This window comes from Chlorobium ferrooxidans DSM 13031 (genome assembly GCF_000168715.1).
Lineage (GTDB): Bacteria > Bacteroidota > Chlorobiia > Chlorobiales > Chlorobiaceae > Chlorobium > Chlorobium ferrooxidans.
Genome location: NZ_AASE01000002.1, coordinates 127097 through 145399, shown reverse-complemented (window position 1 = coordinate 145399; position 18303 = coordinate 127097). Strand labels below are relative to the sequence as shown.

Annotated in this window: 16 protein-coding genes; all 16 read left to right on the top strand. The window is 48.5% G+C overall.

All coding sequences use genetic code 11. The annotated features are described in order from the left end of the window. Positions 1-36: 36 nt before the first annotated feature. Positions 37-1116 (top strand): glycosyltransferase family 2 protein, encoded by a 1080-nt coding sequence (locus CFERDRAFT_RS11610; protein WP_006365549.1) that lies wholly within the window; start codon positions 37-39, stop codon positions 1114-1116. Continuing rightward, positions 1117-1878 (top strand): glycosyltransferase family 2 protein, encoded by a 762-nt coding sequence (locus CFERDRAFT_RS02130; protein ID WP_006365548.1) that lies wholly within the window; start codon positions 1117-1119, stop codon positions 1876-1878. A 71-nt stretch (positions 1879-1949) separates the two neighbouring features. Continuing rightward, the gene (locus CFERDRAFT_RS02125; protein ID WP_040432917.1) at positions 1950-3731 is read left to right on the top strand and encodes an ElyC/SanA/YdcF family protein; all 1782 of its coding nucleotides are present in this window, start codon (positions 1950-1952) and stop codon (positions 3729-3731) included. Positions 3732-3854: 123 nt separating this feature from the next. After that, on the top strand, positions 3855-4766 hold the full coding sequence (locus CFERDRAFT_RS02120; RefSeq protein WP_006365546.1) for a glycosyltransferase family 2 protein: 912 nt from the start codon (positions 3855-3857) through the stop codon (positions 4764-4766). A gap of 68 nt (positions 4767-4834) precedes the next feature. After that, positions 4835-5539 carry a class I SAM-dependent methyltransferase gene (locus tag CFERDRAFT_RS02115; RefSeq protein ID WP_198002379.1) on the top strand — a complete coding sequence of 235 codons (705 nt, stop codon included), beginning with the start codon at positions 4835-4837 and terminating at the stop codon, positions 5537-5539. 56 nt (positions 5540-5595) lie between these two features. Continuing rightward, positions 5596-7146, top strand: a complete 1551-nt coding sequence (locus tag CFERDRAFT_RS02110; RefSeq protein ID WP_006365544.1) for a hypothetical protein — start codon at positions 5596-5598, stop codon at positions 7144-7146. Further along, positions 7146-8105 (top strand): GDP-L-fucose synthase, encoded by a 960-nt coding sequence (gene fcl / locus CFERDRAFT_RS02105; protein ID WP_006365543.1) that lies wholly within the window; start codon positions 7146-7148, stop codon positions 8103-8105. The genes CFERDRAFT_RS02110 and fcl overlap by 1 nt, the downstream gene beginning before the upstream one ends. Next, the gene (gmd, locus tag CFERDRAFT_RS02100; protein ID WP_006365542.1) at positions 8102-9220 is read left to right on the top strand and encodes a GDP-mannose 4,6-dehydratase; all 1119 of its coding nucleotides are present in this window, start codon (positions 8102-8104) and stop codon (positions 9218-9220) included. Before fcl ends, gmd begins: the two co-directional genes overlap by 4 nt. Before the next feature lie 60 nt (positions 9221-9280). Next, entirely contained in the window at positions 9281-10429 is a 1149-nt protein-coding gene (locus CFERDRAFT_RS02095) for a glycosyltransferase family 4 protein (protein ID WP_006365541.1), read from the top strand. Positions 10430-10517: 88 nt separating this feature from the next. Continuing rightward, positions 10518-11804, top strand: a complete 1287-nt coding sequence (locus tag CFERDRAFT_RS02090; protein WP_006365540.1) for a nucleotide sugar dehydrogenase — start codon at positions 10518-10520, stop codon at positions 11802-11804. A 100-nt stretch (positions 11805-11904) separates the two neighbouring features. Then, positions 11905-12780 carry a glucose-1-phosphate thymidylyltransferase RfbA gene (gene rfbA / locus CFERDRAFT_RS02085; protein WP_006365539.1) on the top strand — a complete coding sequence of 292 codons (876 nt, stop codon included), beginning with the start codon at positions 11905-11907 and terminating at the stop codon, positions 12778-12780. Between the two features lie 130 nt (positions 12781-12910). Then, positions 12911-13510, top strand: coding sequence for a dTDP-4-dehydrorhamnose 3,5-epimerase (gene rfbC, locus CFERDRAFT_RS02080; RefSeq protein ID WP_006365538.1), 600 nt, complete (start codon positions 12911-12913; stop codon positions 13508-13510). A gap of 14 nt (positions 13511-13524) precedes the next feature. Then, positions 13525-14940, top strand: coding sequence for a mannose-1-phosphate guanylyltransferase/mannose-6-phosphate isomerase (locus CFERDRAFT_RS02075; protein ID WP_006365537.1), 1416 nt, complete (start codon positions 13525-13527; stop codon positions 14938-14940). Positions 14941-15107: 167 nt separating this feature from the next. After that, positions 15108-15857, top strand: coding sequence for a YdcF family protein (locus CFERDRAFT_RS02070; RefSeq protein WP_006365536.1), 750 nt, complete (start codon positions 15108-15110; stop codon positions 15855-15857). A 173-nt stretch (positions 15858-16030) separates the two neighbouring features. Further along, positions 16031-16615: a UpxY family transcription antiterminator gene (locus CFERDRAFT_RS02065; protein ID WP_006365535.1), complete on the top strand. Its 585-nt coding sequence runs from the start codon at positions 16031-16033 to the stop codon at positions 16613-16615. A 305-nt stretch (positions 16616-16920) separates the two neighbouring features. Next, complete coding sequence (locus CFERDRAFT_RS02060) at positions 16921-18120, top strand: MFS transporter (protein WP_050770619.1); 1200 nt, start codon at positions 16921-16923, stop codon at positions 18118-18120. Positions 18121-18303 lie beyond the last annotated feature (183 nt).

Genomic DNA, 18303 nt, shown 5'->3' with positions numbered 1-18303 from the left:
TTTATAATCAGATATTGGTGAGATAACATAACGCTTATGCAGGAAAGTCCTCTCACAATAATATTGACCATTAAAGGTCGTACTCCGTTTACACTACGCTGGATGCGCTATATGAACGATATGAAGTGTTCGCATAGAATACTTATAGCTGATGGCGGCAATGACAAGGAAATTGAAAATCGATTAAAAGAGTATAAAAACTATCCTGACCTTTCATATGAATATATCCGGTATCCATATGACGCGGATTTTGAGCGTTATTACGACAAGTTGCTGGATGTCGTAAACAGAGTGCAGACGCCCTACGTGCTTTTTGCCGATAATGATGATTTTTTTATTCTCGATAAAATCCCTTCTTACCTTGATTTTCTTGAAGCAAACAGTGATTATGATTCGTGCGGAGGTTCACATGGCACTCTGGAGATCCTTTCTGACAGCGGCGATACCGTGAATACTGATAAAGGAAAGGGGTACTTTATCAGTGAGTATTGCAATATTCCGAGAACAATAGCCCTGGAATCACCCATGGATCGAGTCTGTTATTTCTTTGAACATGCGGATGTTGATGACCTGTGGATGAACTGGTATTTCATCTTTCGGAGTTCCGTGATCATTGATGCCTATAATACACTGAAAGTATTGAGGTTCAAGGAGATTGTCGGATTTGAGATTTATGTGCTGGTCTGTTCGCTCCTGTCAGGAAAATGCAAGGGATACGACGAGCTGTTTTATATAAGACAAAGAGGAGCATCACAGCTTACCGGTTCAATCAATACCGACTTTAATCTTGTTGAACGGTTTATTAAAAATAATGTATTCGATGATTTGATTGTATCGTTGGAATATTTGCCTGTCAAGCTGACCGAAAGCGAGAAGGATACTTTTTATCGATCCATGGCGTCCTGGTTTGCGCTTCATGCAGCAAACCTTTATGTATCCATACACAAGTATAATTATCTGAAAAAATTATACAGACGGGTTGTCAAAGGCAATTATTATCTGACCTGTTATTTCCGGCGTCTTTCAATGCATGCATCAAATATTATTCGAAAAAATAAATTCAGATATGTGCAGGTTCCTCTGTTGGAGAAATATATTTTAGAAGAGAACGTATAGTTGCGACACATTGCCATTACCATAATAACATCAACATACAATTCAGCAGAAACCCTGCCTCGGCTTACAGGCGCATTCAGAAAAGCCAAAATCGAGGGTATTGAGTGGATTGTCGTTGACGGTGCTTCACAGGATAATACCGTAAACCTGCTTGCCCGGGCTTCCGATGTTGTGGATGCCTTCATATCCGAGCCTGACGGGGGAATCTATGAGGCATGGAACAAGGGCGTCAGGATGGCAAAGGGGGAGTATATCGCTTTTATCGGTTCTGATGATACGGTTTCAGAGCGCTGTTTCAGTGAAATGGTTTCGGCTCTTGACGGTGAGCACAATGTCATTGCTTTCCGTACCGCAGTGGTCAGTAATGGTCAGGTAGTTAAAGAGCTGAATACTGCGCCATGGCAAAAGCCCTGGAATTACCCGGTTAATATGGGCTTTTCCCATCCCGGTACACTGCATAAATCCTCGTTATTCAGTCAGGGAGGTTTTGATGCAAGTTATAAAATTGCCGGCGACAAGGAGTTTCTGCTGAGAAATGCATCTCTTCTGAAGCCGAAAATTCATGTTACCACTGATCCGGTGCTTTCGTTTTATCTGGGCGGAGTAAGCAGCGATGTCAGGAACATACTGGTATCCTATAATGAAATACTTCGGATGCTTGCCCGGGCAAAACCGAAAACAATCGTTTTTTATATAGAGATGGTTCGTCTTCGTCTGATGAGTATCCTCAGGCGAACAGGACTATTAACAGGATCGCATTGAAAAACAAGCATGTAATTATCATTTCATCAATTGACTGGTCAACGCATTGGCAGATGCACCATCAATTGGCAATGTCCCTGACAGGCCAGGGTACCAAGGTGTTGTTTATTGAAAATACCGGTGTGCGGGGGCCTCAGTTAAAGGATTTCGGCAGAATCGTCGATCGTGTTCGCAGGCGCCTCTCCTCCCTGCACGGGTTTCGGGAGATAGAGCAGAATCTATGGACCTATTCCCCTGCGTTTCTGCCCTTTCCCTATAATGCCGCAGTAAAGAGCATAAATGTAGCTGTCATATCAAAATCGATCCGGCAGTGGATGCGTGTTACCCGTTTCACTGATCCGATTGTCATCTCTTTTCTGCCCACACCGCTCGCCCAGGGATTGATTGAAAAAATTGCGCCGGCACTGACAATCTACTACTGTGCCAATCATATGGCTGGCGCTTCATCCGCTACAAAAAAACTCAGGTACTGGGAGGATCTCTTTTTCAAAAAAGCCGATCTTGTTTTCGCAATATCAGAAGCCATTATTGAAAGAGCCCGACCCTTTACCCGCTCGGTTTATTCATTTCCGGCCGGAATCGATGAAGCGAAATTCATGGTGCCAAAGGAGCAGCTTGTTACTCCTGACGACATAAAGGCCGTCAAACGGCCGGTTATAGGCTACGTTGGTGCGATAAGTGATGTTTTTGACCAGGAGATGGTTGCAGCACTGGCCGATGCACTGCCGGATGCTACTGTTGTGCTTGTCGGCCCGAAATACACAACCACTTCCCTTCTTGACCAGAAATCAAACATTGTGCTCCTCGGAGAGCGGTCACATGAACAGATGGCGGCATATATCAGCAGTTTTGACGTTGCGCTCATACCCTATGTTGTCAATGAGTTTACTGACAGTGTCTATTCATGCAAACTCAATGAGTATCTTGCGATGGGAACGGCTGTCGTGGCGACGAACATGCGCGAGATCTGTGCATATGAGAGGAGTTATCCGGGAGTGATATCCGTGGCTTCCGGTGCGGAAGAGTTTATCGGAAAGGTCAGGCAGACACTGGACAATCCGCAATTTCGTTCAGCGGAGGCGGTTGAGAGGCGCAAGGCAGTGGCTCGGGAGAATACCTGGACGACACGCTTCAAGGGGATTATGACGGTCATCGACAAGCAACTGGCCGACAAGGCGCTGCACCAGCCCAATAACTGGAAGGAGAGTCTTCAGCGCTATTATACCCGGCACCGTTCTGCATGGCTGATGCCGCTGACCGTTCTGCTGATGCTCTATCTCGTGATATTCCATTCGCCGTTGTTCTGGTTTATCGGCGACCAGCTTGTGGTCCGGCATGCGCCCCTTAAAACAGATGCCATTGTTGTGTTCAGCGGTAACGGAGAGTCAGCCTACCGCAATGACAGCTATCAGAGAAGAGCGCTTGATGCGGTCCGTTTTTACAGGCAGGGATATGCGCCTCATATTTTTCTTTCATCCGGCAAGGAGCAGGATCTTTCGGAAGTCGATGTTATCAAACTCTATCTCGAAGACAAGGGGGTTGCCGCATCCGCCATTCATATTCTTGACAAGTATCCAAAGAGTACCAGTGAGAATGTTGAGATGGTCATGCAGCAGCTTCGACGGCAGGGTGTTCACTCAATACTGTTTCTGACCTCCCCCTATCATGGCCGTCGTGCGCTCTGGACGTGGAGAAAACAGGCGCCTGATATCACGGTGCTGACGCCGGCAGTGGTTGATACACCGCCTGCAGATCCGCAATGGGGGGCAACTGTTGATCAAATTTCCGTTATTGTCTATGAATACGTTGCGATTGTCTATAACTGGTTCCAGGGAAGATTGCGTATTGTATAGCGCAACCCAGGTTGGACACGAAAAATGTATGCTCAACAGAATCGATTCGAGATCAGGGCCAGGCGTTGCAGATGCCGGAAAATGGTTGAAGTGAATGGCTGATTTCACTGAACACAGAAAAAAATGAAAATCTCTATTTGCATTCCTGTCTACAATGCCCAGGAAACCATTGAAGATCTTGTCTCTGCTGTCGAGCAGGAGCTGCAGGGTTATGAACTTGAGTTTGTTCTGGTCAATGACGGCAGCAAGGATAAAAGTGAATCGGTTTGCGATCTCCTTGCCCTGAATAATGATCGGGTCCGGTTTATCTCTTTACGCCGGAATTATGGCGAGCATAACGCCGTGATGTGTGCATTACATCATATGACCGGCGATGTTGCCGTGATCATTGATGACGATTTTCAGAATCCCCCGGAAGAAATTATCCATTTAGTCAGGGAGATTGAGAAGGGATTTGATGTCGTCTATTCGTTTTATGCAGAGAAGAAGCACAATCTTTTTCGCAATCTGGGAAGTCAGTTCAATGACAGGGTTGCATCGTGGTTGCTCAATAAACCCCGGAATCTCTATTTGTCAAGTTTCAAGGCGATCCGGCGTGAAATTGTGGATGAAATCATCAAGTATAAAGGACCGTTTCCCTATGTAGACGGTCTTATCCTTCGCGTCACAGATAGTCTCAGTGCTGTGCAGGTCAAGCACCATCAACGTGAGGCAGGCAAGTCCAACTATACGGCAAAAAAACTTGTCTCCTTATGGTTGAATGTGTTTATCAATTTCTCAATAAAGCCGTTACGGGCATTTACCCTGTTCGGTATTCTCGTTGTGGTTCTCAGCGTCCTGTTTATCATCTATCTGGTTATTGATAAAGTTAACAACCCTTATGAAAGTCAGGGTTGGGCCTCCATTATGGCGGGCATTACCTTTTTTTCCGGGATACAAATCATTTTTCTTGGATTGATGAGCGAGTACTTGGGCAAGCACTACCTGACCACCAATAACACTCCGCAGTGGACGATTAAAAAACGTTCTTTTTGACCGGCACCTGCTATAGACAAAGCTCGATAACATCAGTTTGGACCATGAGAAAGGAAGAGTATTATTTGATGAGTTCTGTTGAGGAGTCCATGTGGTGGTACCAGACTCTGCATCAGATTGTTGCCAATGCCACAATGCGCTACGCTGATCCGAACAGCATGACTCTTCTTGATGCAGGATGCGGTACTGGGGGGATGCTCAAATTCTTCCGGTACCGGTACCCCTCTGCGTCTCTCTATGGTTTGGAATTAATGCCGGAGGCATGTGAAATTGCCCGCCTGAAGTCGGGAGCAGAGGTTCAGTCAGGCTCCATTGAGCACATTGCGTATTCCGACTCGTTTTTTGATGTGGTTGTTTCTCTTGATGTACTCGGCTATGATCTTGACAGGGATCTCGCGATCTCCGAGTTTCATCGGGTACTGAAGCCGGGCGGCACTCTTCTGTTGAATCTGGCAGCATATCAATGGTTACATTCATATCACGACAAGGCTGTTGGTCAGACAAGCAGATTTACTCTGAGCGCAGTAAACCGGATGCTGGAACGGCATGGATTCAGAAAAGTATATGGTTCCTACTGGAATTTCCTGCTTTTCCCCTTGATGGTGCTCAGAAGAAAGTTGTTTCCTGCCGGTTCGGCAAGCGATGTCAAGCCGTTTCATCCTGTTCTGGATTACCTGTTCAGGAAAACAGGATTTCTTGAGACCCTTATTCTTGACAAAGGAATTGCTGTTCCGTTTGGAGGCTCTGTTTTTTTAGTCATGAGAAAAAAATAGCAAGAGAACTTGTCAATCTGTATATGCGGCAGTCGCTTCAGGAATAAAGAAAAGTTATGACGGGATCATTGAAATCGAGAAATATCATAGCGGCGTTTGTGTTTCTGCTTGTATTACTCTATCTGTTTCTGGGGACTGGTCTTCACGGTGACGATTACAGTGCGGTTGGCAGATGGAGCGATGTGTGGGAATTTTTGAATCCCGATCCCAAAAAGAAAAGTATTCTGCTTTATCTGTTGCCCACTTTCTACACGTTCTGGTGGCCATATTTTTTAATCGGGTTTGAGCATCAATGGGTTTATGATCTGATTAAAATGGTTGCTCATGCAATCAGTTTTTATTGCGTCTATCGATTTGCCTGTGATTACTTCCCTCGTGACCGGGCAATGCTTGCTTCTGCTCTTTTTGTTTTTTCTCCCTTGCACGACACGACGATGTACTGGTACATGACTGTCCCTTATGTTTTTTTCCCTTCCGTTATTCTCTATGCACACTCACTGATCCGGCACAATAAAAACGTATCGGGACTATTGCTGCTCATGCTCGGATCATTTTCCTATTATTTCTCTCCCCCCTATCTTTTTGGAATGGCTTGTGTATTTGCATTCGAGCGAAAATACAGAAAGGCTTTAATTGTTGCTGTTCCGGGGTTGATCTATGTTGTCTATTACCTGTTTGTCAAGTATACCTACACTGATGTCGATGCGAGAATCAATGGCGGGCTGAGTTTTGCCGGGATAGTTAAATCCCTCATCATGCAGCCGATCACATTGGTTGAGGCTGCAATCGGCCCTTCTTACTGGTTGAAAATTTATTATTCGATCGGCTCAATCAGCCTGGTATCCTTTATTATTGCAAGCGGCATTGTTCTCTGGCTGCTGCTGAAATCCGGCTCCTTTTCCGATCCGCCTGCAGCTTCGAAATCGCTCTATTTCGGCTTGCTCTCTGTGCTTCTGCTCTCATTTGGTATTTATTCCCTGACGCTTCTCTATCACTACTCTGTATTCAACACTGCAAACCGGGCAAATGTCTACGCTTCACTGCTTGTTGCGTTTTTATTGGCGCGAATGCCGTTGAACCGGAAAACGGTGCTTTTGCTTGCGCTCATTTTTATTCTACCGGTTTTCGGCCTTTCGGATCACTGGAAGGCATGGGACATCAATCAGAGGAGAATAATCGAGAATGTAGAGAACAACAGGCAGTTGCGTGAGATAGAAGCCGGGAGTACACTCCTGGTGACCGGCAACAGTTACAGCAGGCTGGGCCCGTTTGCGCATATAGATTTTTTTATTTCACCCTGGGTGATAAAGAACATATTCAAAGAGAGTGTCAAAAGCACCGATATCGTGGCGTTCACCTCCTACCTTCATCTTGACAGAGGGGTTCTTGTCGATCCCAAATTCGATGCCGTCTATCCATTGACTCACCGGATATATGTTTATGACAGTGTTCGGAATTCACTCAGCGAGATAGCCCTCTCCTCACTGCCTCAACTGCTGTCGCAAAGGCCGAGGGAGATACAGCACTGGGTTCAGCTGGCAAAGGGAACCTGGATCGAATCATTTGTGACCGCGGTCAGTCCACGATTGGTTTATCTTTTTCAGTGATGATGCAGAATAAAAAAATTTATGTGGCCGGTCACAGCGGGATGGTTGGTTCGGCAATTGTCCGGCTTCTCAGTCGACAGGGGGAGGCTGAGATTGTTGTGCGCTCACATGGGGAACTTGATCTGGTGAACCAGGCAGATACACTGAATTTTTTCGAATCGGAAAAACCCGATCAGGTTTATCTTGCAGCGGCACATGTTGGAGGCATCTATGCCAACAATACCTATCCGGCTGACTTTATTTTCAGGAATCTGATGATTGAATCCAATATTATTCAATCGGCCTGGAGAGTGGGCGTGCAGCGGCTGCTTTTTCTCGGTTCGAGCTGCATCTATCCAAAACATGCGCCGCAGCCCATTGGTGAAGATGCACTGCTGACCGGTCCCCTTGAGCCGACAAATGAGCCTTATGCCATTGCGAAAATTGCAGGAATAAAGCTCTGTGAAAGCTACAATCGTCAGTATGGTACCGATTATCGGTGTGTCATGCCTGCTAATCTTTATGGCCCCGGTGATAACTACCATCCTGAAAACAGTCATGTGATTCCGGCCCTGATCCGCCGTTTTCATGAGGCGCTCGTCAATAAAAGCGATTCAGTAGTTATCTGGGGGACAGGAACTCCGCGAAGAGAGTTTCTGCATGTTGACGATCTCGCAGCGGCCTGCGTTCATGTTATGAATCTTGCTAAAGGGATTTACGACGAGCATACTTTGCCGCTTCAACGCCATATAAATGTCGGTACAGGCTCTGATCTCAGCATCAGGGAGCTGGCAGAACTCATTGCCCGTACCATCGGTTTTAAGGGTCGCATTGAATTTGATACATTAAAGCCTGACGGTACGCCTAAAAAACTGATGGACAGCAGCCGGCTCAAGCATCTTGGCTGGCAATCCGGGATCAGCCTTGAAGAGGGGCTCATCGATGCGTACAATGATTATCTGAAAACTGCTGATTTATGAAAAGAGCGCTCATTACCGGAATAACGGGTCAGGATGGATCATATCTTGCAGAACTTCTGCTGAGCAAGGGGTATGAAGTTCACGGCATCAAACGGATGGCTTCATCGTTCAATACACAGCGCATAGATCATCTCTATCAGGATCCGCATGTCGAACACCGCACCCTTATACTCCATTACGGCGACCTGACCGACAGCAGCAATATTACCAGCATCATTGCCGATGTGCAGCCCGATGAACTCTACAACCTTGGAGCGCAGAGCCATGTGGCGGTAAGCTTCAAGTTGCCTGAATATACAGCAAACGTCAATGCTCTCGGTACTCTCCGGCTTCTTGAAGCCATTCGCTTTCTCGGTCTTGAAAAGAAAACCCGTTTTTATCAGGCTTCGACGAGCGAGCTGTACGGACTTGTGCAGGAAACACCGCAAAGCGAAACCACGCCGTTTTATCCCCGCAGTCCCTACGCGATTGCCAAGCTTTATGCATACTGGACTACGGTAAACTACCGTGAAGCCTATAACATGTTTGCATGCAACGGCATCCTTTTCAATCACGAGTCGCCAAGAAGGGGAGAGACCTTTGTTACCCGCAAGATTACCCGGGCATTTGCCAACATAACTCAGGGTCTCGAAGAGTGCCTTTACATTGGCAATCTGAACGCAACTCGCGACTGGGGCCATGCCAAAGATTATGTCCGCATGCAGTGGATGATGCTCCAGCAGGATGAGCCGAAGGATTATGTGATTGCCACCGGTACGCAATACAGTGTCAGGGATTTTATCCGAAAAGCGGCGGCCGGGCTTGGTTTTACCCTGGAGTTCCGGGGCAAGGGAGTGGAGGAAACAGGGGTCGTTACTTCAATAACAGATAAGGATAAATCACATGCGGTCAAAACCGGTGATGTGCTTGTCCGCATTGATCCCCGCTATTTCCGTCCGGCTGAAGTAGAAACGCTTCTTGGAGAGCCGTCAAAAGCCAGACACGATATGGGCTGGGTGCCGCAGATAACCTTTGATGAGATGGTTTTGGAAATGGTCAGCCATGATCTGGAAGAGGCAAAGCGTTATGCATTACTCAAGTCAAATGGTTATCCTGTATCAGTAAACAGAGAGTGATTGCCTTGAGGATCACTCTTTACCGAAAAGAAAAAATTCCGGTTCATATTCAGGAAGTTGATGTCGCGTAAAAAAAAGATACTCATCAGTGCCAATACCACATGGAATCTGGTCAATTTTCGCCAGAAGCTTATTGCGACCCTGATTGAAAGAGGTTTTGATGTCGTTGCGGTGGCCCCTGAGGATGATTACTGTAAACGACTTGAGCTTTCCGGCTGCCGTTACGTTCCGCTCGCAATGGATAATAAAGGGACGCATCCGGGCCATGATTTTCAGCTTATGCTCGGCTTTCTCAGACTTTTTTTTCGTGAAAGGCCGGATGTCGTTCTCGCATATACGGTGAAGCCAAATGTTTATGCTTCTCTTGCGGCAAAAGTGGTGAAAGTTCCGGTGATTAATAATATTTCGGGCCTGGGAACGGCCTTTATTCGCGGCGGCTGGATGAGCGTTCTGGTCAGCATGCTCTATCGGGCAGGGCTGAGCCGTTCCAGGTGCGTATTTTTTCAGAATGACGATGACCGTACTCTTTTTCTCGAAAAAGGGCTTGTCAGGAGGTCGCAGACTGATCTGCTCCCCGGTTCAGGAATCGATCTGAACCATTTCAGTGTATCCCTTGATGCACCGCCTAAGCCTGAGCGGGATGGGCTGGTTTTTCTCATGGTTGCCAGAATGCTTTGGGACAAGGGTGTCCGGGAATATGTCGAGGCGGCAAGGTCGGTCAGAAAGCGTTATCCCGGAACAAGGTTTCAGTTGCTGGGTTTTCTTGATGTGAAGAATCAGACGGCGGTTTCCCGCGCGGATGTTGATGGCTGGGTTGCTGAAGGTATTGTGGAGTATCTTGGCACTGCAGACGATGTCAGGCCTTTGATTGCGGAAGCTGATGTGGTCGTGCTTCCTTCATACCGGGAGGGGACGCCCCGATCGCTGCTTGAGGCTGCTGCCATGGGAAAGCCGCTTATTGCCACGGATGTTCCCGGCTGCCGTGAAGTGGTGAAGGATGGGATGAACGGCTACCTCTGCACCGTTCGTGACAGCGGGGATCTGGCCGAAAGCATTTCGAAAATGATTGCCCTCTCTCCTGATGAACGCAATGGAATGGCGCGGCGTTCGCGACAGTTTGTTGAGGAGTGTTTCGACGAAAAGATTGTCATCAATAAATATCTCAAGGCCATTGATGCGATCATTTCCGGAGTTGCAGAGAAGTGTTGATTGTAAGGAATCTTACATTGATCCATTGTATATTTTCAGTTAACTCATGGTGTGTGAATTACTATTGCCGCAACTGTTTTTTTTATAAATGAATTCTATCAAAATTGCCGTTATCGGCCTTGGTTATGTCGGCTTGCCTCTTGCCGTTGAATTTGCCGGAAAGTATCCGGTTATCGGCTTTGACATCAAACAGGACCGGGTTGATGAACTGAAGTCCGGTCATGACGGAACGCTTGAAATAACGGGCGATCACCTCAAAAGTGTGCTTCGCTCCGAGAGCAGCAGTGAAGCGGGTCTTTTGATCACTTCAAACCCGGGTGATCTTTCGGCTGCGAATTACTACATCGTTACGGTTCCGACTCCGACGGATAAAAACAATCGTCCGGTTCTGACTCCGCTGGTCAAAGCCAGTGAAACTATCGGCCGGGTACTCAAGCAGGGTGATATCGTCATCTATGAATCCACCGTCTACCCGGGTGCTACCGAAGATGACTGTGTTCCTGTGCTTGAGCGGGTCTCTGGACTCGTCTTTAACCGGGACTTTTTTGCAGGGTACTCTCCCGAGCGTATCAATCCCGGAGACAAGGAGCATACGGTCACTAAAATCAAAAAGGTGACCTCCGGTTCAACTCCTGAAGCCGCACGGAGGGTTGATGATCTCTACCGCTCCATCATCACCGCAGGGACGCATTGTGCCTCCTCCATCAAAGTGGCGGAAGCGGCAAAGGTGATTGAGAATTCCCAGCGGGATATCAACATTGCCTTTGTCAATGAACTTGCCATGATATTCAACCGCATGGGCATTGATACCCAGGAGGTGCTTGCCGCTGCAGGTACCAAGTGGAACTTTCTCTCATTCAGGCCGGGTCTTGTGGGTGGCCACTGCATCGGCGTTGATCCCTACTATCTTGCTCAAAAAGCGCAGGAGTTCGGTTATCATCCCGAAATCATTCTTGCCGGAAGACGGCTTAATGATAATATGGGTAATTACGTTGCATCCGAAGTGGTCAAGCTGATGATCGGCAGGGATCACAAAATAAAGGGAGCCAGGGTACTCATTCTCGGAATAACCTTCAAGGAGAACTGCCCCGACATCCGCAATACCAAAGTGGTTGATATCGTCCATGAGCTGAAAGTGTACGGTATAGAGGTGGAAATTTATGATCCCTGGGCAAGTCCTGAAGAGGTGATGCATGAGTATCATCTTGAGTCCTTGCGATCGCTCAATCCCGGTTGTTTCGAAGCTGTAATCCTCGCGGTAGCCCACGATCAATTCAAAACCCTGGATATCAGGTCGCTCTCTTCCTGCGACCGTTGTGTTGTCTACGACATCAAAGGCGTATTGCCATCTTCAGAGATTGATGGCCGGCTTTGAGGAGATTCTGAATTTTGAATGCCGGATTTTGGATTAAAGAGGGAAGAAAAGGGTGATCCGCGGATTTTTACAAAGTAACACGATTAATCATATAGTTAGTATGAAAGGGATTATCTTAGCCGGCGGCTCAGGCACGCGACTCTATCCGGTAACTCGGGGGCTGTCAAAACAGCTGCTGCCGGTATACGACAAACCGATGATCTATTATCCTCTTACGACCCTGATGCTTGCCGGGATAAGGGAGATTCTCATTATCACGACCCCTGAAGATCAGCCGATGTTCCGGAAACTGCTCGGAGACGGCAGTGACTGGGGCATCTCGCTCTCCTATACCGTTCAGCCTTCACCTGACGGCCTTGCCCAGGCCTTCATTCTTGGTGAAACCTTTATCGGCGGGGATGATGTGGCACTGATTCTGGGTGACAATATCTTTTTCGGCTACGGCTTTACGGACATGCTTGAGGCCGCGGTCAGAACGGTGGAGCATGAGCGCAAGGCCAATATTTTCGGATACTATGTCAGCGACCCGGAGAGGTATGGAGTTGCGGAGTTCGATGCAGAGGGTAATGTACTCTCGATAGCCGAGAAGCCGGAGCAGCCGAAATCCAATTATGCTGTAGTCGGACTTTACTTCTACCCGAATGATGTGGTAGGCATAGCCGGCTCGGTTCGTCCCTCCGGTCGTGGCGAACTGGAGATCACCTCGGTGAATGAGGAGTATCTGAATCGGGGCGCCTTGAAGTGCTCTATGCTTGGTCGGGGTTTTGCGTGGCTTGATACCGGTACGCATGAGTCGTTCCAGGAAGCGGGAAACTTCATCCAGACGGTGGAAAAGCGGCAGGGATTGAAAATAGCCTGCCCTGAGGAGATAGCCTGGCATCAGGGCTGGATCAGTGATGAAGAGCTGTTGCAGCTGGCCGAACCGCTGATGAAAAGCCAGTACGGAGAGTATCTCAAGCAGTTGCTCTGCCAATAGCACTGTTCTGCGCTCAGTCAGCATCGCCCTCTTTTTACCTTCTCCCGGCATGAAAAGACGAGGAGAGTAAATTTTCCGGTAGTGTACCGGAGGATCAATTTTTTTTTTCACCTTTGCAGGCGGAATTTATATGCGAGTAATTGTATCAGCAATCCCCGATGTTCTCTTTATAGAACCGGAAGTGTTCGGTGATGACCGGGGTTATTTTTTTGAGTCGTTCCGTCAGGATCTGATGGAAGAGCATGTAGGCAGGGTCGAGTTTGTGCAGGACAATGAGTCGAAGTCGGGTTACGGAGTTCTTCGTGGCCTGCATTTCCAGAAGCCCCCTTTTACACAGTCGAAGCTTGTGCGGGTGGTTCGAGGCAGGGTGCTGGATGTTGCCGTTGATGTCCGCCTCGGCTCGCCCTGGTATGGCAGGCATGTTTACAGCCTGCTGGACGGAGAGCGCAAGAATATGATGTGGGTGCCGAAAGGATTTGCGCACGGTTTTCTGGTGCTCTCGGAGGATGCGGTATTTTCCTACAAGTGCGACAACTACTATGCTCCGTCGCATGATACGGGAATTATGTGGAATGATCCGGCACTTGGTATTGACTGGCAGCTGCCGGAATCGGTTATCAGGGTGTCGGAAAGAGATTCGAAACAGGGCAAGTTCGGCTTGGCGGACTGTTTTCCATATGAGGAGTACCGTCAGGAGAGGCTCTACCCAAGAACCACCGCGCACTCATAACCCGTTTTTTGTGTATGATTATTCCAGTTATTCTCAGCGGCGGTTCCGGCACAAGGCTCTGGCCTCTTTCAAGGGCACTTTTTCCAAAGCAGTTTCTCTCACTGATCGGAGAGAAGACAATGCTGCAGGATACGGTGCTTCGCCTTGCCTCTGTTGCCTCTCACGGGCCGGTCTATTGCGTCTGTAATGAAAGTCACCGCTTTCTGGTAGCCGAGCAGCTGCATGAGATCAATGCTGAGATAGGCGAAATCATTCTCGAACCTGCAGGACGCAATACTGCTCCGGCAGCGGCTGCAGCGGCACTGATTATCAGCCGTAAGCATCCCGGAGCCCTTATGCTGGTACTGCCTGCCGACCACGTTATTCTTGACGCCTCCGCATTCGTTTCAGCAGTTTCATCCGGCTTGGCTGCAGCCGAGGCGGGAGCTCTGGTCACGTTCGGCATTGTGCCTGCTTCTGCGGAGACAGGGTATGGCTATATCCGGGCATCGGGGACGGAGGGTGGCGCAAAAACGACGTATCCGGTGCTTGAGTTTGTCGAAAAACCCGATCAGGAAACTGCAAGTCGTTATCTTGAATCAGGAGAGTACTTCTGGAACAGCGGAATCTTTCTCTTCAAGGCAGAGAGCTATCTGCAGGAACTTGAAGCTCAAGCTCCCGCCATACTGGAAGCCTGCGGTGAAGCAGTGGGCAAAGCGGTTGAAGATTTTGACTTCCTGAGGCTGGATGCCGAGGCATTTCAATCCTCCCCGTCCAATTCAATAGACTATGCGGTAATGGAAAAAACCGCTCATGCCGTACTGGTTCCGCTTGATGCCGGATGGCGCGATATCGGCGCATGGTCGGCGCTCTGGGATGTTCATGACCGCGACGAAGCAGGCAATGTGAAAAAGGGTGATGTGATTCTGCATGACGTCAGGAACAGCTATATCCATGCCACAAGCCGTCTGGTAGCTGCGGTTGGTCTCGAAGATCATATTATTGTTGAAACTTCTGATGCGGTGCTCGTTGCAACGAAGGACCGGGTTCAGGATGTTCAGTTGCTGGTTGAACGGCTTAACCGTAAAGAGCGTGATGAAGCGGTAACTCACCGGAGGGTATACCGGCCATGGGGCTCCTATGAAACGGTCGATTTTTCCAGCCGTTTCAATGTCAAACGCATTAGGGTGAACCCCGGTGCAGCGCTTTCGCTGCAAAAACACAATCACCGCGCTGAACACTGGATTGTCGTAAAGGGTACCGCACTGGTGACGGTTGAAGAGCAGCAGATTACGCTCCGCGAGGATCAGTCCACCTATATTCCCGATGGCTCATTTCACCGTCTTGAGAATGCCGGAAAAGATCCGCTCGAGCTTATCGAGGTGCAGACCGGAGGGTACCTTGGTGAGGATGATATTGTCCGTGTGGTGGATCGTTACGGGAGGCAGTAAAGTGCCTGTTTTAAGAAGAAAGTGGACACAAGTGGACGAAGAATTGGTAGACAGAAGTGGACGGAGTGGACAAGATTTAAGAGAATCTGAATTTTAGATTTTGGATTGAAGAACAGTTTTGCACTAATGGCGCTAATTGACACGACAAGAAGATAAGATGATGATCTATGTTGTTGATTAATAAGTTACTTCCGATGCTGGTGCTGCCGTTGGGGCTGAGTCTGCTGCTGATGGTTGCAGGGTTGGTGTTTTGCAGGCGGTTGCTGATCGGGCTTGCTATCATGGTTCTGGGAATGTTCAGCCTGCCGGTGGTCAGTACTTCCTTGATTCGGGCGGTTGAGGGCTGGTCCACAAGAGTTCCGGTGAGTTCTCTGCACAATGCTGATGCGGTGGTGGTGTTGAGCGGCATTGTGGTTCAGCTTGAGGGAGCACCTTTGGGTGAATGGAATGATGGGGTAGATCGTTTTGAAGGTGGTATTGATCTGTTCAAAGCCGGCAAAGCTCCGGTGATTGTTTTTACCAGAGGACAGGTTCCATGGCAGCCTGATGCAGTGCCCGAAGGCGAATTGCTCGCAAAACGGGCAACGTTGCTCGGGGTACCTGAGAATGCAATTCTCTTAACGGCAGTTGCAGGGAATACGGCTGACGAGGCGGTAGCCGCCGGAAAGCTGCTTGGGGTCAGAAGTGGTGTGCGGAAAAAAATTATACTGGTTACGAGCGCATTCCATATGCGTCGAGCTGCAATGCAGTTTGAAAAGGCAGGATTTCAGGTAGATCGATATCCTGTGGATTTTCAGGCAGGAGACAATAGTGAAATGACCATTCTGGATTTTCTTCCCGATGCAGGCGCGCTTGAAATGTCATCAATAGCATTGCGGGAGATGATCGGGTGGCTTTATTATTGGGTGAAAGGTTGAAAAGATTCTGAATTCCGGATTCAGCTCCAGAGGAGCGCGATATTGGTAGCGGCGGGTTGAACCCGCCTTTTTTTTGATAGTGTATTTGGTGTGTTATAGTGGAGTTGTTACCTTGTCCTACTATAATTTTAGCGACTGTTATGCCTTGTTGTAAGTAAAGAGGTCTGGATATTATGGTTGAGGAAGCGAGTGTGCGTTGGTATGCGGTTTATGTTCGATCCCGTTGTGAAAAACAAGTGTACCGGATGTTGGCTGAAAAGCAGATTACAACTTTTCTTCCTTTGCTGGAAACGTGGAAGCAGTGGAGTGACCGGAAGAAAAAGGTGAGCGAGCCGTTGTTTCGGGGTTATGTGTTTGTCAACATTGATATGCGCCACGATCATCTTCCGGTACTTGAGACGGAAGGTGTGGTCAAGTTTATCGGAATCGGTAAAGTTCCTTCGGTGATAGCGGAAAAAGATATTGATTGGCTCAGAAAACTGGTCAGGGAGCCCGAAGCGATTGGCCGAACAGTCGACTCTATTCCGGTTGGACAGAAGGTCAAGGTTCTTGCCGGTCCATTCAAGGATTTTGAAGGGGTGGTATTGAAGCATGGTCGGGAGACAAGGCTTGTTGTCTTTTTTGACAGTATCATGCAGGGGGTCGAGGTCAGCATTTTTCCGGATGTGCTGCAGCCGGTTACCGGTGTCCGCAAGTCTCTGCCTGGTGAAGAGCATAAGGAGCTGGTGGAAGTTGAAAAACATTTTCTGAAGTTGTGAAGAAAAGTGGACGCCAGTGGACGAAGAAATGGTGGACGGAAGTGGACATAGTGGACAGGATGTAAGAGATTCTGCATATTTAATTATGGATTTTGGATTGAACCCCGGAGGGTTGCGATATTGGTAGCGGCGACTGCTGAGGGAAGAGAAGAGGTTGTCCACGAATTGTACGAATTTACACGAATGTTGGGGCGGGTTGGAACCCGCCCTTTGTATGATTTATTCAATCGCCTGAAGGGCAATAAACCTTAACGGGAGGGTTTGTGGAGCTTAAGGAGCATGTTTCGGTGCGTGATATTTTCAGCATGCCGGTTATCGTGGCGGCACTGGGTTACTTTGTCGATATCTACGATCTGGTGCTCTTCAGTATTGTTCGGGTGCCGAGTCTGAAGTCGTTCGGGCTTGGAGGAAAGGAACTGATCGATTACGGGGTTTTTCTGCTGAACATGCAGATGATCGGCATGCTTGTCGGAGGTATTCTCTGGGGGTGGCTCGGCGACAAGAAGGGCCGCCTGAAAATAATGTTTGCCTCAATTCTGCTCTACTCTCTTGCCAATATTGCCAACGGTCTTGTCACCACCCTTCCGGCTTATGCGGTTTTGCGCTTCATTGCCGGTGTCGGGCTTGCCGGTGAGCTCGGAGCGGGCATTACGCTTGTTTCTGAAGTGCTGCACACACGCATCCGCGGTTACGGTACCATGCTGGTGGCTTCAATCGGTGTTTCGGGCGCCATTCTTGCAAACTATGTGGCCAATACCTATGAGTGGCATAACGCCTTTTTTATCGGAGGCGGGCTTGGTCTTCTCCTGCTTGCCGCACGGGTGAAGGTTGCCGAGTCGGGGATGTTCAAAAAAATGGAGGAGAAATCCGGGGTAAGCAGGGGGAACATGTTTGCCCTCTTTACTGACAGGGGCCGTTTTTTACGCTATATCAACTCCATTATGATCGGAGTGCCGATCTGGTTTGTTGTGGGAGTGCTGATAACCTTCTCCCCCGAGTTTGCCGTTGAACTTGGTACAACCGGGCCGGTTTCCGCTGGAAATGCCGTGATGTTCTGCTATCTCGGTCTGGTGTTCGGCGATCTTTCGAGTGGTCTCTTGAGCCAGCTTCTGCAGAGCAGAAAGAAAGTTATTCTGCTTTTTATGCTGCTGACAGTTGGCGCGATTGCACTCTATTTTCTTCAGGGAAACCGGAGTCCTCAATTCTTCTATGCGGTCTGCGCTATTCTTGGTTTTGCCGGTGGATACTGGGCTATTTTTGTGACCGTTGCGGCCGAGCAGTTCGGCACCAATCTCCGCGCAACAGTGGCGACAACCGTTCCGAATTTTGTTCGCGGCATGGTGGTGCCCATCACGATGCTTTTTCAGTTCAGCAAGGGCTTTTTCGGTCTGGAATCAGGAGCTCTTCTGGTCGGCGCACTCTGCATTTCGGCAGCCTTCATTTCACTTAACTCTCTTGAAGAGACCTTCCACAAGGATCTTGATTACTACGAGGAGTTTCTGTGAGGGAAGAAGGGGGGAAAGTGGACACCAGTGGACAAAGAGATGGTGGACAGAAGTGGACGCTGTGGACAAGAGAGGAAAAGATTCTGAATGCAGGGGCGGTCCTTCGTGACCGCCCTCTTTTTTTGTCGTTGTTGTCCCTGTTGTCTTTTTTGTCATTTTTAGTGACTAACGGAGGGTTGGTAC